This window comes from Rhodothermus marinus, from assembly GCF_009936275.1.
Lineage (GTDB): Bacteria > Bacteroidota > Rhodothermia > Rhodothermales > Rhodothermaceae > Rhodothermus > Rhodothermus marinus_A.
In genome coordinates, this window is the sequence record NZ_AP019797.1 from 3,256,250 (window position 1) to 3,270,379 (window position 14,130).

At 65.6% G+C, this 14,130-nt stretch carries 11 protein-coding genes; 5 read left to right on the forward strand and 6 right to left on the reverse strand.

Annotated features, from left to right (window positions below):
* Position 1: 1 nt before the first annotated feature.
* The gene (locus GYH26_RS14265; protein WP_161542216.1) at positions 2 to 1,303 is read right to left on the reverse strand and encodes an ATP-binding protein; all 1,302 of its coding nucleotides are present in this window, start codon (positions 1,301 to 1,303) and stop codon (positions 2 to 4) included.
* A 125-nt stretch (positions 1,304 to 1,428) separates the two neighbouring features.
* On the opposite strand from GYH26_RS14265, the gene GYH26_RS14270 reads away from it, so the two are divergent.
* From GYH26_RS14270 to GYH26_RS14280, 3 genes are all read left to right on the forward strand, one after another.
* Positions 1,429 to 2,934 carry an aminotransferase class V-fold PLP-dependent enzyme gene (locus GYH26_RS14270; protein ID WP_242006461.1) on the forward strand — a complete coding sequence of 502 codons (1,506 nt, stop codon included), beginning with the start codon at positions 1,429 to 1,431 and terminating at the stop codon, positions 2,932 to 2,934.
* A gap of 105 nt (positions 2,935 to 3,039) precedes the next feature.
* Positions 3,040 to 3,294: a hypothetical protein gene (locus GYH26_RS14275; protein WP_161542218.1), complete on the forward strand. Its 255-nt coding sequence runs from the start codon at positions 3,040 to 3,042 to the stop codon at positions 3,292 to 3,294.
* 92 nt (positions 3,295 to 3,386) lie between these two features.
* Positions 3,387 to 4,328 carry a hydroxymethylglutaryl-CoA lyase gene (locus GYH26_RS14280; RefSeq protein WP_161542219.1) on the forward strand — a complete coding sequence of 314 codons (942 nt, stop codon included), beginning with the start codon at positions 3,387 to 3,389 and terminating at the stop codon, positions 4,326 to 4,328.
* Positions 4,329 to 4,334: 6 nt separating this feature from the next.
* On the opposite strand, the gene gcvP is transcribed toward GYH26_RS14280, so the two are convergent.
* Positions 4,335 to 7,205 (reverse strand): aminomethyl-transferring glycine dehydrogenase, encoded by a 2,871-nt coding sequence (gene gcvP / locus GYH26_RS14285; RefSeq protein WP_161542220.1) that lies wholly within the window; start codon positions 7,203 to 7,205, stop codon positions 4,335 to 4,337.
* 155 nt (positions 7,206 to 7,360) lie between these two features.
* Between gcvP and GYH26_RS14290 the strand changes: the two genes are divergently transcribed.
* Positions 7,361 to 8,572 (forward strand): damage-control phosphatase ARMT1 family protein, encoded by a 1,212-nt coding sequence (locus GYH26_RS14290; RefSeq protein ID WP_242006462.1) that lies wholly within the window; start codon positions 7,361 to 7,363, stop codon positions 8,570 to 8,572.
* 3 nt (positions 8,573 to 8,575) lie between these two features.
* On the opposite strand, the gene rnc is transcribed toward GYH26_RS14290, so the two are convergent.
* Positions 8,576 to 9,358: a ribonuclease III gene (rnc, locus tag GYH26_RS14295; RefSeq protein ID WP_161542222.1), complete on the reverse strand. Its 783-nt coding sequence runs from the start codon at positions 9,356 to 9,358 to the stop codon at positions 8,576 to 8,578.
* A 144-nt stretch (positions 9,359 to 9,502) separates the two neighbouring features.
* Between rnc and GYH26_RS14300 the strand changes: the two genes are divergently transcribed.
* Complete coding sequence (locus tag GYH26_RS14300) at positions 9,503 to 10,813, forward strand: NAD(P)/FAD-dependent oxidoreductase (protein ID WP_161542223.1); 1,311 nt, start codon at positions 9,503 to 9,505, stop codon at positions 10,811 to 10,813.
* Here GYH26_RS14300 and GYH26_RS14305 read toward each other — a convergent pair.
* The 3 genes from GYH26_RS14305 to GYH26_RS14315 are packed head-to-tail and all read right to left on the reverse strand — an operon-like array spanning position 10,810 to position 14,087.
* Complete coding sequence (locus GYH26_RS14305; protein WP_161542224.1) at positions 10,810 to 12,816, reverse strand: cation:proton antiporter; 2,007 nt, start codon at positions 12,814 to 12,816, stop codon at positions 10,810 to 10,812. The genes GYH26_RS14300 and GYH26_RS14305 overlap by 4 nt on opposite strands.
* Before the next feature lie 4 nt (positions 12,817 to 12,820).
* Positions 12,821 to 13,123: a P-II family nitrogen regulator gene (locus GYH26_RS14310; RefSeq protein WP_012845146.1), complete on the reverse strand. Its 303-nt coding sequence runs from the start codon at positions 13,121 to 13,123 to the stop codon at positions 12,821 to 12,823.
* A gap of 4 nt (positions 13,124 to 13,127) precedes the next feature.
* Entirely contained in the window at positions 13,128 to 14,087 is a 960-nt protein-coding gene (locus tag GYH26_RS14315; RefSeq protein WP_161542225.1) for a sodium-dependent bicarbonate transport family permease, read from the reverse strand.
* Positions 14,088 to 14,130: the final 43 nt, after the last annotated feature.

Below are 14,130 nucleotides of genomic sequence, written 5' to 3' on the forward strand. Positions count from 1 at the left end.
CTCAACCGGCGGTCCGCTCCGGGCGCAGCGTGCGCACCTCCATCTGTGCCCGGCGCAATCCCACGGTGAACGTGCTCCCTTCGCCGACGCGACTTTCGACGGTCAGCGTGCCGTCGATCAGGTGCAGCAACCGCTGCGCCACGGTCAGTCCCAGTCCGGCTCCCTCGTGTGTACGGTTGATCCCCATCGAGCCCTGCTCGAACGCCCGGAAAAGCCGTTGCAACTCGGCCGGATCGATGCCCGGACCGGTGTCGCGCACGTCCACATACAGCCGATCGTCCTGCTCCCGGAGTTCGATGTGCACGCCGCCCTCCTGCGTGAACTTGACCGCGTTCTCTACAAGGTTATAAAAAACGGTGTTGAGCGCTTCCGCGTCGGCATACACATAGACCGGCTTTTCCGGACAACTGCAGGTGATCGTCAGCCCTTTTTCCTGCGCCTCTTCCTGCAGCTCTTCCAGAATGGGATGCATCACCTCGCGCAGATCAACCAGGCCGGGCTTGAGCCGGAGCCGGTCTGCTTCGATCCGGGCCAGCAGCACCAGATTGGTCAGCAGGTGGAGCAATCGACGCCCGCTGTGCTCCACGATCTGCACGAACTCCCGCAGCTCCTCCGGCGCTTCTTCGTTCAGGATCTGCGCGGCGCCCAGGATGCCGGCCAGCGGCGTACGTAGCTCGTGGTGCATGTTCGACAGCAGCGTGTTGCGGAACTGCAGCGCCGCCTCGGCCCGTTGGCGCGCCTCGTCCAGCGTTTCCTGCTGCTGCATCAGCGTCCGCAGGACCAGGTAGATTGCAATACCAATTCCGGCCGTTGCCGTTGCCAGAATCGCCGGCGAGACCACCGGATCCGGGACCCAGAGGCTACCCAGCGCAATCAGCAGCGTCCCGAAGGCCAGGTAGGCGCCCAGCGGTTCGGGCCGCCGCAGCCCGAGCCCGTAGACGATCCCGGTCCCTGCATAGACAAAGAGATAGTCGATCACATAGTTAGGCGTCAGGTGGTTGACCAGCGCCAGCACCCCGAACCAGAGCGAAATGGCCCAGGTCAGCGTGCAGGCGACCGCGGCCAGGTGCGTCCGGATCCAGGCGATCCGGTAGGAAAGCAGCACCACCGCCAGCACCGCGCCCCCGATCACCAGACGTAGCCAGAGCGGATCCCAGGCCGTGGGATCGGTCACGCGATGCACGAACCAGAAACCCACGGCCATGACAAAGGTCAGCCAGCCCAGAAGCCGGTAGGTACGCAGCAGCCACGCAGGCGGCTCGACGTGTACGATGGCGGTTTCCGCCTTCGCGGGAGGCTTCATGTAAACCGCACTTGTTTCAGAAGCAGGGCGTATCTTATGCTAATATCGGCCGCTGATGTGCTAACGATAAACACAATCCCATGGCGACGTCAAGCACTTTGGCTTCCGCCGAGCCCCGATTGACTATGGCCGAGCGTCAGGCGTTGCTGGAAGCGCTTCGCACCCGATTTCTGGGCCTGCACACTACCTATCGCCTGGCCAACGGCCGTCAGGCCCGCCGGATCTACCTCGACAGCGCCGCCTCCAACCTGCTCTGGGAGCCCGCCGCCCGCGTTGCCCACCAGGCGCTTCAGCACTACGCGAACACGCACTCCCAGCTTCACTTCGGCGCCCGCATCATGACGGCGCTCTACGCCGAAGCCCATCAGGCGGTGCTCGACTTTCTCCAGGCCGACAACCGCTACACGGCCATCTTCTGCGGCTACGGTGTGACGGCCTGCCTGAACCGCATCGCGCGCGTACTGGCCCGCCGCCGCCCGGATCGCGACGTGGTGATCACCACGATTATGGAGCACCACGCCAACGACCTGCCCCACCGCAAGCACGTAGGCCGGGTGGTCCATGTGCCTGTGGAGAAAGACCCGGACGGCGAGGCCGGCAAAGTCGACATGGCCCGCCTGCAGGAAGCCATCACCCGCCACGCCGATCGGCTGAACTACGTGGCCATTACGGCCGCCTCGAACGTAACGGGCATCGTCAATCCGGTCCATGAGATCGCCCGAATGGCCCACGCCGTGGGCGCTTACGTCGTGGTGGACGCCGCCCAGTCGGCGGCCCACCTGCCGCTGGCCGTCGACCCGGGTGACCCGGAGGCCGCGCTCGACGTGGTGGTGCTCAGCGGTCACAAAATCTACACGCCCGGAAGCCCCGGCGTGCTCGTGGCACGCAAGGAACTGTTTCTGGGCCAGGAGCCCGAAGAAGTGGGCGGCGGCATCGTCTCGTTCGTGGACACCACCCGCTACGAGATCCTGCCCCACCTGCCCGAGCGCGAAGAAGCCGGCACGCCCAACCTGCCGGGGGCCATTGCGCTGGGCGCCACACTCCGCCTGCTGCAGCACATCGGCATGAACCTGATCGCCGAAGACGAACGGCGGCTGACCCAGTACGCGCTCGACCGGCTGAGCCGGATCCCCCGCCTGCACATCTACGGCTCCCACCGGCTGGAAATTGCCGAACGCATCGGTGTGATCACCTTCAACCTGTACGACCTGCCGCATGGACTGGTCACGGCCGCACTGAACGACTACTTCGGCATTGCCGTTCGCAACGAATGCTTCTGCGCCCAGCCGTTCGTCCGCCAGCTGCTGGGCATTGCCGACGCCGAAGGCCGGGCGCCCGATAGTTGCCTCGACACCTGCTCGCCCCGCGAGCAGCCGGGTATGGTGCGCATCTCGCTGGGCCTCTACAACACGACCGATGACATCGACGCGGCCGTCGAGGCGCTCACCGATCTGGCCCGGCGTCCCGACTTCTACCGACAGCAGTATGAGCCCGTACCCGGTAGCCGGGGCGACTGGCGCCACCGGAGCTTTCGCTTTGAGCCGAAACAGGTGTTTTCCATCGAACAGGCGGTCCGGCAATTGATCGACGCGCTGCGTAACGGCGCAACCGGTTCGGACACCCAACCGTAGACGCGGTTAGACACCGGGCACGCTCGGAAGCCTGATGGATTTTCGGCCCGAATTTTGTTTAGACTTCGTGAAGAACGAAAGGAAGAACCCAACCGGTTGCAAGCCATGCGCGCCACGAAACAACGTCTTGCCGGTTCGGCACTGGCCCGCCTGTTCGCCTACTACCTGACCGGTCGCATTGCCGAAACCCAGTGGCGACAGCTTTCGCGCCTGCTGGACGCCCGTACGGCCACACCGGAAGAACGCGAGGCGATGGCCGCCTTCTTCAGCGATCTGCTGCAGGAGCGCGGAGCTGAAGTCCGCATCCCGCGTCTGAAGGAATTTCGCGAACTGCTGGCGACCGCGCGCATGGCCGTATAGATTTTCCGCCGCGTGGCTTATTTTTCCGCCGAACCCCCTGCAGGGTTCGGCTTTTTATTTCCCAAAAAGCCTGCACGAATCCGAAACGGACCATGCCCATGCAGCTTCCCGAAAGCGCTTCGATCTGTGAGGTCGGTCCACGCGACGGCTTTCAATACGAGCCGACCTTCATCCCCACCGAGCGTAAGGTGGCCGTCATCGAGCGGCTCGTTGCGGCCGGTGTGCGCCGTATTCAGGTAACCTCTTTCGTGCACCCGAAGTGGGTTCCCCAGATGGCCGACGCCGAGGAGGTCTGCCGCCGCCTGCCCGACCGGGACGACGTGATTTTTTCCGGACTGGCCCTGAACGTGAAGGGCGTCGAGCGGGCCCATGCGGCCGGACTTCGCTACGTGGATCTGTCGATCGCCACGCACGACGAGCACAGCCTGGCCAACGCGAACATGACCGTGGCCGAGGCCGTCCGTCAGGCCGAGGCCATGATCCGCCTGGCCCATCATTACGACATGCAGCCGCAGCTCGGACTCCAGACCGTCTTCGGCTACAAACAGCCCGGCGACACGCCGCTACAGCGCATCCGTGAGCTGGCCCGCCGATTCGTGGACCTGGGCCTCGAGTCGTTCTCGCTGGCCGACACGACCGGCATGGCTCATCCCGTTCAGATTCAGGAGTACGTGGAGGCCGTGCGCGAAGAGATCGGCGACACGCCGCTCGTGCTGCACCTGCACGACACGCGCGGCATGGGGCTGGCCAATGTGCTGGCGGCCCTGCAGTGCGGCGTCACGCGCTTCGACACCTCGCTGGGCGGGCTGGGCGGCTGTCCCTTCATCCCCGGCGCCACGGGCAACATCGCCACCGAAGACACGGTCTACATGCTCGAGGCCATGGGCGTGCGCACGGGGATCGACTACCGCCGCGTGGCCGAGCTGGCGCTCGAACTCGAAGCGTTCCTGGGGAAGGAACTGCCCGGCCGCCAGACGCGCCTGCTGGCCCGCCAGCGGGCCCTGGCCGCGTCCGAATCGCGCCCCTGCTCCTGAGCCCGCTCAGACGGCGTAGGCTTCCACGGGCGGGCAGGCGCACACCAGGTTTCGATCGCCGTAGGCCTCGTCCACGCGCCGCACGGCCGGCCAGAACTTGTGCGTGCGCGTCCACGGCGCCGGGAAGGCCGCCTTCTCACGGGAGTACGGAAGATCCCAGTGGTCCGAGGCCACCATCGTGGCCGTGTGGGGCGCCTGCTTGAGCACGTTGCGCTCCGGATCGGCCTGGCCCTGCAGCACCTCTTCGATCTCGGCCCGGATCGAGAGCAGCGCCTCGCAGAAGCGGTCCAGCTCTTCCTTCGACTCGCTCTCGGTGGGCTCGATCATCATGGTCCCTACCACGGGGAACGAGACCGTCGGCGCGTGGAAACCGTAGTCCATCAGCCGCTTGGCCACGTCGATTTCCGTGACGCCCTGCCGCCGGTAGGGCCGCAGGTCCACGATGAATTCGTGCGCCACGCGGCCGTTCGGTCCCCGGTACAGGATGTCGTAGCCCGCTTCGAGGCGACGGGCCAGATAGTTGGCGTTCAGGATGGCCACCTCCGACGCCCGCCGGAGCCCGTCGGCGCCCATCAGCGCGATGTAGGCCCAGGAGATCAGCAGTATGCTGGCGCTGCCGTAGGGAGCGGCCGCCACGGGACCGATCGCCTGCGCACCGCCGGTCGGCACGACCGGATGGCCGGGCAGGAACGGCTTCAGGTGCTCGGCCACGCAGACGGGTCCGGCGCCGGGTCCGCCGCCACCGTGCGGAATAGCGAACGTCTTGTGCAGGTTCAGGTGGCACACATCGGCGCCGTACTCGGCCGGGCGGCACAGCCCCACCTGCGCGTTCATGTTCGCCCCGTCCAGGTACACCAGACCGCCGCAGGCATGCACGACGTCGCACACCTCGCGGATGTGCGGCTCGAAGACGCCGTGCGTGGACGGATAGGTCACCATGAGTGCGGCCAGTCGATCGCGATGCGCCTCGGCCTTGGCACGCAGGTCTTCCAGGTCGATGTTGCCGTTTTCGTCGCATTGCACCACAACTACCTGCATACCCGCCATCACCGCACTGGCGGGATTCGTCCCGTGCGCCGAGGCGGGAATCAGACAGACGTTGCGGTGCCCCTCGCCCCGGCTCCGATGGTAGGCCCGGATCATGAGCAGGCCCGTGTACTCACCGGCCGCACCGGAATTCGGCTGGAAGGTGACGGCTGCAAAGCCGGTGATCTCTTTCAGCCAGGCCTCCAGTTCGTTCAGCATTTCCCGATAGCCGGCCACCTGCTCGGGCGGCGCGAACGGATGCACGCGCATGAAGGCGGGCCAGCTCAGCGGCGCCAGTTCGACGGCCGCGTTCAGCTTCATCGTGCAGGAGCCCAGCGGGATCATGCTGTGCACGAGCGAGAGGTCCCGGCCGACCAGCCGGTGCATGTAGCGCATCAACTCGGTCTCGGAGTGGTAGCGATGAAAGACCGGATGCGTCAGGTAGGGCGAAGTGCGGGCCAGCGGGCCCTGATAGCCGGGCTCCATTTCGGCGGCCAGCTCGGCGGCCGTGAACGTCCGCGGCCGATCCAGCGCGAAGATGTCCAGCAGCGTCTCCAGTTCCTCAGCCGTCGTGGCCTCGTCGAGCGACAGGCCGACTGTGCCGTCCTCGTAGTAGCGCAGGTTGACGCGCCGGGCCAGCGCCGCCTCGCGAATGCGAGTGGCTTCTTCCGGGGTGGTTTCGATGCGCAGTGTATCGAAGAAATGGGTGTGGCGCAGCCGGTAGCCCAGCCGCTCCAGCCCGGCGGCCAGCACGCGCGTCAGGTTGTGGATGCGCTCGGCAATGCGGCGCAGGCCGTCCGGTCCGTGATAGACGGCGTAGAAGCCGGCCATGACGGCCAGCAGCACCTGCGCCGTGCAGATGTTCGAAGTGGCTTTTTCGCGGCGGATGTGCTGCTCGCGGGTCTGCAGCGCCATGCGCAGCGCCGGGTTGCCGTCGGCATCCCGCGACACGCCGATGATGCGTCCGGGCACCTGGCGCTTGAAAGCCTCGCGCGTGGCGAAGTAGGCGGCGTGCGGTCCGCCGTAGCCCATGGGAATACCGAAGCGCTGCGTGCTGCCCACGGCCACGTCGGCGCCGAACTCACCCGGTGGGACGAGCAGCGTCAGGCTCAGCAGGTCGGCGGCCACCACCACGTAGGCCCCGGCCGCGTGCACGCGCTCGCAGAAGTCCCGGTAGTCGTAGATGGCACCGTCGGTAGCCGGATACTGCACGAGCGCCCCGAACAGGTCCGGTCCCGGCTCGAACGTCCGGTGATCCCCCACCACCACACGGATGCCCAGCGGCTCGGCGCGCGTCTCGACGACCGCGATCGTCTGTGGATGACAGGCTTCCGAGACGAAGAACGTGTTGCGAGCGGGATCACGCGCGACGCGATGCAGCATCATCATGGCCTCGGCGGCGGCCGTCGCCTCGTCGAGCAGCGAGGCATTGGCCAGCTCCAGCCCGGTCAAGTCGATGACCATGGTCTGGAAATTCAAAAGCGCTTCCAGCCGACCCTGAGCAATCTCCGCCTGATAGGGCGTATAGGCCGTGTACCAGGCCGGATTCTCCAGCACGTTGCGCTGAATGACCGGCGGCGTGATCGTGTCGTAGTAGCCCATCCCGATGAACGAGCGGAACGGGACGTTCTTTGCCGCCAGTTCCTGCAACCGCGCCAGCAACTCGGCCTCGCTGAGTGCCGGCGGAAGCGCCAGCGGCCGCTGCGTGCGAATGGACGCCGGGATCGTCTGATCCACCAACTCCTCCAGCGACGAAAGGCCCAGCGCCTGCAGCATCTCCTGGATCTCCGTCGGCGAAGGGCCGATGTGCCGCTCTACGAACCGATCGGTAAAAGACAGATCGATAGCCATAGCGTTGTGCTCCACTTCATCAAAACCCGGTCGGTAAATGTCTGAACGCCTGTTCGAGTTCAGGTTTGGCGGATTCTTCAGAAGTATTCCGGCACCTGACCGAAAAACTACGGGTAAAGTATGCCTCTAGAAAATTTCAATCAATGTGGGTGCGCATGAACGTAACCGTTGTCGTTCCGCCGCCGTTGCGGGGTACCGATCCGGACTCGTTTGCCGAACGCACGGTTCGAGAGCGCTGGCCGCGCATTGTGGCCCAGACGATTCGCGAAAACGACTTTCCCGAAGCGGTCAACGAGCGGCTGTGGGCACTGCACCGGGAGCTGCCGGACGGCCCCATCCGTCCGATTCAGGATCCGGGCGCCCCGGATCTGCCGCTCTGGGATGAGTGGGTGGCCCCACATCTGGGTGAAACCTGGGCCTCGGCACCCTGGCTTTTTACCGAACACTACCTGTACCGGCGCATCCTCGAAGCGACCGGCTATTTCCAGCCCGGTCCTACCTATCTGCATGATCCGTTTCGGAAGCAGAAAACGGAAGCACTGGATCCGGCCGCCGAGGCCGTGATTGTGCTGGCCCGTGCCGCCAACGAGCGGGCCACGCAGCCGGAGCTGGCCCGCGCCCAGTTGCCCCTGCTGGTACGTACGGCGCTCTGGGGCAATCAGATCGACCTGAGCATGTGGTCGGCCGACGAAGCGCCCCGTCACCTGGGCACCGATCGGGAAACGGCCCACCTGCTGGCCGACGACACCGACGCGCTGCTGGCCCACCTCGAAGCGGTGGCACCGGCCCGCATCGACCTGCTGGCCGACAACGCCGGCTTCGAGCTGCTGTGCGACCTGGTGCTCGTCGATGGCCTGCTGGCGGCCGGCTACGCCCACACCGTCGTACTGCACCTGAAGGCGCACCCCACGTTCGTCTCCGACGCGATGATCGCGGACGTGCTGGAGACGCTCGACATGCTAGCCGCCGCTCCAGATTCCGCTCCCCGCGCTCTGACCGAACGCCTGCGTGGCTATCTGGCGGCGGGACGTCTTCGCCTTTCGGACAGCTTCATCTGGAACTGTCCGCTGCCCATGCGGGCCTTCCCGAAGCTTCCGCTGGCCGATCTGGCCCGCTCCGACCTGGTCATCGCCAAAGGCGACGCCAACTACCGCCGCCTGGTGGACGACGCCCACTGGCCCTTTACGACGCCTTTTGCCGAAGTGGTAGCGTACTTTCCGGCACCGCTGCTGGCGCTGCGCACGCTCAAAGCCGAAGTGGTGGTGGGACTCGACGAAGCGCGCATCCGCGAAGTCGCCGCGCAGGACCCGGAGTGGATGACAAATGGTCACTGGGGCGTGATTCAGTTCTACCGCCCTGCCCGCTGAACCTCAGGTGCCGTCTTCCTCGACCGTTTCGGTCGCCTGCAGGCGGGCGAGCGCCTCCCGGGCGGCCTGCTGCTCGGCCTGTTTCTTACTGCCAGCCGTGCCCCGACCCAGCCGTCGGTTGCCGATCCAGGCCTCCACGGTGAAGGTCCGGGCATGGCTGGGTCCCTCTTCGGCCACCACGCGATAGCGCGGCTGCGGCCACCCCCGCGCCTGGGCGAATTCAAGCAACAGGCTCTTGTAGTTGTCCGGCCGCCGGGCCAGCGCCTCCAGATCGAGCGGCGCCAGCAGCGCACGCTCCACGAACGCGCGCGCGGCCTCCAACCCCAGATCCAGATAGATCGCCCCGACGAGCGCTTCGAACGCGTCCGACAGAATCGAATCGTTGTCCCGTCCGCCGGCCCGCTCCATGTTTTCACTCAGCCGCACGTGCGCGCTCAGTCCCAGCCGACGGGCGGCCTGCGCCAGCGCCTCGCGATTGACCAGCTTGGCCCGAAGCCGGGTCAGGAAGCCCTCGTTGCGATCCGGGAAGTGCTCGTACAGATAGGCCGCCACAACGAAGCCCAGCACGGCGTCGCCCAGAAACTCCAGCCGCTCGTTCGAATGCAGATGACTGTCGGGCTGCCCGCGCAGCACGCTGCGGTGCGTCAGCGCCTGTTCATAGAGCGCGGCATTACGGACCGGAAGGTCCGTCAGGTGCCGCATGATTTCCAGCGTCTCGGTTGTCTCCGGCGCCGTCGTTTCGGCCGGTTGCAGCCACCTCTGCAGTCGCTCCAGCAATCCTCTCATGTCGGTTCACCCGAAACTTCTTTTCAAAGATACGAGACCCGGCGAAAAGATCCTGTAACGCCCAGCCACACGGAGAAACTTCTAACTGGCTGAACTTTTGCTTTTGATAAAGTACTGCTCACAGCGAAAAAATTCGTGCAGCTTATGGCACAGGATCGTCCCCGGGTGGTGATCGTGGGCGCCGGCTTTGGCGGGCTGACACTGGCGCGGGCGCTGCGCCGTGACCCCGTCGAAGTGGTGCTGATCGACCGCCAGAACTACCACACCTTCCAGCCGCTGCTCTACCAGGTGGCCACGGCGGGCCTGGAGCCGGAAGAAATTGCCCACGCCGTGCGCGGCATCTTTCAGGGACGCCGCAATTTCCGCTTCGTCATGGGGACGGTGGTGGGCGTCGACTGGAACGCGCAGGCGGTGCTGCTGGAAGATGGCGACCGCATCGGCTTCGACTATCTGGTGCTGGCCACCGGCGCAGTTACCCATTACTTCGGCATTGACGGCGCTGCGACACATGCTTTTCCCTTGAAGACCCTTGAAGATGCCATTGCCCTGCGCAGCCACATTATCCGCCAATTCGAGGAAGCCGATCGCCATCCGGAACGCATCCGGGAAGGCTTGCTCAATATTGTAGTGGTAGGAGGAGGGCCGACCGGCATCGAAATGGCAGGGGCCCTGGTGGAATGGTTCGAGCTGGTCTTCCGCAAAGACTATCCGCATCTGCCTATGAATCGGGCCCGGGTGCTACTCGTCGAGGCGCTCGATACGGTCCTGGCCACTTACGATGAGCGGCTCCAGCAGTACGCCCGCCAGCAGCTTCGCCAGCGTGGCGTTGAACTCCATCTGGGCGATCCGGTGGCCCGGGTCACTTCGGAAGCTGTTTACCTGCAGAGCGGCGAACGCATTCCTACACGGACGGTCATTTGGGCCGCTGGCGTACGCGCCAGCCCACTGGCCGACCGGCTGGGGCTGCCGCAGACGCGCGGCGGGCGCATCGAAGTAGAAGCAGACCTGCGCGTGCCCGGCTATCCGAACGTGTTTGTCATTGGCGACCTGGCCGCCAGCCGCGACGAAGAAGGACGCCTGCATCCTCAGATGGCACCGGTAGCAATCCAAGGGGCACGACATGTCGCCCGGCAGATTCAGCGTTTGCTGCAGGGGCAGGAGACCGAGCCGTTTCGCTACCATCATCGGGGCACGATGGCCACCATTGGTCGCCATGCCGCTGTAGCCGAGCTGAAAGGAGGCGTGCGCCTGACGGGTCCGCTGGCCTGGTTTGCCTGGCTGGCCCTTCATCTGGTCCAGCTCATCGGCTTCCGAAACCGGCTCCAGGTGCTTATCAATTGGGCCTGGAACTACTTCACTTACGACCGCAGCGCCCGTCTTATCTTCCACGTGCAACCCGTCCCGGCTGACTATCTGCCGACGTACACCACTGATCAGACGGCAACCAGCGCCTAAGCTTCCGCTACCGAGGGACGCGGCGGGCGGAATAGGTCGGCGCAGCGGGCGAACTGATCGGCCAGCCCGATGAGCACGAGCCGATCACCGGGTTCGATGCGAAAGTCGCCGGCGGGACTGCCGATCGTCCGGTTGCCCCGACGCACGGCCAGCACGGTCAGCCCGTAGCGCTGGCGCAGGTTCAGTTCGGCCAGCGTCCTGCCTGCCACCGGTGCGCCTTCGCGCACCACGACGGCCCGCGTGTGGAGGCCCTCTTCGTCGAGCCCCTGCAGCACCATCAGGTGGGCTTCCTGAATGCTGCCCCGGAAGATCCGGTAGTCGCCCGAGCGGATGGCCGCCACCTGCCGCTGAATCTCATCCTCCGGCACGAAGTAGGCCTGTAGCACCTGCGTGAAGATACGCACGGACGTTTCCAGCTCCTCGGGCACCACGATGTCGGCACCGGCCCGCTGAAGCGGCTCCACATCCCGCAGAAAGCGCGTGCGCACGATGATCTGAAGCGTCGGGTTCAGAAAGCGCGCCAGTTCCACGATGCGCCGCGTGGCGGCCTCGTCGTTGATCGCCACCACGCACACCTTGGCCCGATCGATGGCCGCATGCTCCAGGATATGTCGGCGGCTGGCATCGCCGTACAGGATGGGAATGCCCTCCGCTCGGGCAGCCCGGACCGTGTGCGGGTTCAACTCAATGACGATGAACGGAATGCCCGTCTCCCGGAGCACACGCACCAGACGCTGCCCGGCCGGTCCGTAGCCCACCACGATCACATGGTCCTCGAGTGCGGCTTTTTCCGGAGGCGCTTCGGGCGTGGCTCCTTCGCGTCGGAGCAGTTGCACGTTCAGCCGTCGTCCGAGCGCCATCAGAAACGGCGTGGCGGCCATGAGCAGCACCGTCGCAGCCAGCAGACCCTGCGTGCCGGCCTCCCCCATCCCGGCCGGCGTGAGTCCCACGTCGCGCCCGGCCTGCGCCAGCACGAACGAAAATTCTCCGATCTGCGCCAGCGTCAACCCGAGTGCCAGTGCCACCCGCATCGGGTAACCCAGCAGGCGCGTGGCGGCCGCCGTCGCCAGCACCTTCACCAGCAGCACGCCCAGCACGATCCCCACCACCAGCAGCGGCCGCGCGAGCACGAACGACACGTCGAGCAAAAGTCCCACCGACACGAAGAAGACGGCATTGAACAGCGCCTTGAGCGGGAGAATCTCACTCAGGGCGTATTCGCTGTAGGTGCTTTCGCTGACGACCAGCCCCGCCAGAAAGGCGCCCAGCGCCAGGCTGACGCCGAACAGACTGGTCACCCAGGCCGTCCCGAAGCAGATGGCCACCACCGACAGCAGAAACAGCTCATGGCGGCGCGTGTGGGCGATGCGTTCCAGCAGCCAGGGGACGAGCCGGCGGGCCAGCACGAGCACGCCGCCCACGACCAGCAGCGCCTCGCCGAGCGCTCGGAGCGTCTCAAGCGCCGAGCCGTGCCCGCCGCCCAGCACGGGCACCAGCAGCACCATGGCCACAATGGCCAGATCCTGGAAGATCAGCATGGCTACGGCCAGGCGCCCGACCACCGTGTCGGTCTCCTGCCGATCGCTGAGCACGCTCAGCACGATCGCCGTACTGCTGAGCGCCACCAGAAAGCCCGTAAAAAGCGCCGCACGCACATCGATGCCCAGCGCCAGCGACAACCCGAGTACGACCAGCGTGGTCAGCCCCACCTGCAACCCGCCCCCCAGGAGCAGTTCGCGCCAGATGCGCCGGAGCTGGTCCAGCTTGAACTCGATGCCGATCGTGAACAGCAGCAGGATGACGCCGATCTCGGCCGTGTTCTGGATGAGCGTCTCGTTGCGGACCAGCCCCAGCACGCCCGGCCCGATCAGCACGCCGGCCAGCAGAAACCCCACGATCGGCACCAGCCGGATCTGGTAGCACAGATAGGCGATCAGGACGCTCGTCACCACGAGCGCCACCAGCTCCCCCAGGAATGGCAAGGCAACGCCGGCCAGCAGCATTCGCTCAGACGTATTTGTCGCCCCGCACGACCTCGACCGGCTGGGCGTACACGATCACCGCATAGTACTGAAAATAATGCTCGGCAATGTGCTCGATGATCCGATCGGCCACCTCGGGACTGACGATCGTTTCGATTTTCACGTTGTGGCCCTCCCATTCGCTGGCGCGCACGCCGCGCGACCCTTCGCCGGACACTTCGGTCAGCGTGTAGCCGCGGGCGCCCAGCTCTTTCAGCTCGCGTAGCAGCCGCTCCTGCAGCACGCGTTCGGCCACGATGGTTACCAGCTTGAGCGTTACCGTCAGCATGGGCTTATCCTCCGATCCATTGTGCCAGAGCAAAATACAGCGGGATTCCCAGCGTCAGGTTGAACGGGAAGGTAATGCCCAGCGAAGCCGTCAGGTAGAACGTCGGGTTGGCTTCGGGAAGCGAGATGCGCACGGCGGCCGGCGCTGCAATGTAGGACGCGCTGGCCACCATGGCGCCCAGCACCGCACTTCCTCCCACCGACAGCCCGGCCCAGTGGCCCAGCACGACGGCCAGCGCGCCGTGCAGGATGGGCATCACAATGCCGAATCCCACCAGAAACGCCCCCACTTTCTTCAGATCGCGCAGGCGCCGGGCAGCCACCAGCCCCATCTCGAGCAGGAAGAGCGTGAGCGCCCCCTTGAAGCCGTTCACAAAAAAGGGCTCCACCTGCTTGAGCCCTTCCATACCCGACAGATACCCGATGACCAGTCCACCCACGAGCAGTACCACACTCCGACCGGCCAGCACTTCGTGCAGCCCCTCGCGCCAGGAGCCGTGATGGTTCGAGCGCGTGAAGGCGATCATCAGCGCCACCACGATGGCCGGCACTTCGAGCATGGCCACCAGCGCCGGCATGAACCCTTCGGCCGGATTGCCCTGAAGCTGCCCGAAGGCCTGTGCCGCGATAAACGTCACGGCCGAGACCGAGCCGTAGTGCGCCGCGATGGCCGCCGCGTTGATCCGGTCCATGCGGCCGATCTTGCGCAGCACCACGTACGACGTGATCGGCGTCAGCATGCCCAGCGCCAGCGTCACCAGCGCCGGCCAGATCACCACGGCCCAGGGCGTGTGGCTCAGCTCGGCCCCGCCCTTGAGCCCGATAGCCAGCAGCAGGTAGATCGAAAGCGCCTGGTAAAGCGGCTCGGGAAACGAAAGATCGCTGCGAATCAGCTGGGCAATGATACCAAGGGCAAAGGCCAGAACGATGGGCGAGAGCAGGTTCGTCAGCAGGATCTCCAGCATAGAACGGTTCCGGCTGGTTCACAGTAGCCGGCCGCCCAACGGC